The organism is Pseudomonas sp. D1HM, assembly GCF_019266105.1.
In the GTDB taxonomy this organism is placed as follows: domain Bacteria; phylum Pseudomonadota; class Gammaproteobacteria; order Pseudomonadales; family Pseudomonadaceae; genus Aquipseudomonas; species Aquipseudomonas taetrolens.
The window spans coordinates 1-439 of sequence record NZ_LRMN01000041.1; the positions used below are offsets into that span (position 1 = coordinate 1).

Below are 439 nucleotides of genomic sequence, written 5' to 3' on the forward strand. Positions count from 1 at the left end.
GTGGTCGACAAGGAGCAGCCACAACTGGTGATCCTGGGTAAACAAGCCATCGACAGCGACAACAACCAGACCGGCCAGATGCTGGCGGCGCTGACCGGTTACGGTCAGGGCACCTTTGCTTCGAAAGTTGAAGTGGCGGGCGACAAGGTTGCTGTTACCCGTGAAATCGACGGCGGCGCACAAACAGTTTCGCTGAGTTTGCCGGCCATCATCACCACCGACCTGCGTTTGAACGAGCCGCGTTATGCGTCCCTGCCAAACATCATGAAAGCCAAAAAGAAGCCGCTTGAAGTGCTGACGCCAGACGCGTTGGGCGTTTCCACCGCTTCGACCAACAAGACCCTGAAAGTCGAAGCGCCGGCTGCACGCAGCGCTGGCATCAAGGTCAAGTCGGTGGCTGAACTGGTCGAGAAACTGAAAAACGAAGCGAAGGTAATCT

General features: G+C 56.9%; 1 pseudogene. It reads left to right on the forward strand.

The window, feature by feature from the left end:
- Positions 1–439: pseudogene (locus tag AWM69_RS22590) on the forward strand (electron transfer flavoprotein subunit beta/FixA family protein); the annotation flags it as partial.